This window comes from Paraburkholderia sp. SIMBA_027 (genome assembly GCF_046535315.1).
GTDB lineage: Bacteria > Pseudomonadota > Gammaproteobacteria > Burkholderiales > Burkholderiaceae > Paraburkholderia > Paraburkholderia tropica.
In genome coordinates, this window is sequence record NZ_JAWRWY010000377.1 from 1 (window position 1) to 280 (window position 280).

Annotated in this window: 1 protein-coding gene; it reads right to left on the reverse strand. The window is 31.1% G+C overall.

Annotated elements, in window-relative coordinates; genetic code table 11:
* On the reverse strand, window positions 1-262 hold a 262-nt coding region (locus SB764_RS39495), incomplete at its 3' end, for an AMP-binding protein (protein WP_410866682.1).
* Between the last annotated feature and the right edge of the window lie 18 nt (window positions 263-280).

The window sequence follows — 280 nt, forward strand, 5'->3', positions numbered from 1 at the left end:
GGATTAATGTATCTAAATTACTCAAAGGATATACTTTTTGCATCCAAGTCAAGCGATTAACTAATCCATTATTTTCAACCATCACCCCTTTAGGTTTACCTGTGGAACCAGAAGTATAAATAACATATGCCAAACTATCTGGTTGGCTAATGATAGGAAGATTCTCTTTAGTATACTTTAATTGTTCTTCTTGTATATCCTTCTTGAAAATCTCTAAAAAGTGTTCATTAACAATCAACTTTGCATTAGTATCACTTATCATATAATCAATCCTTTCCTG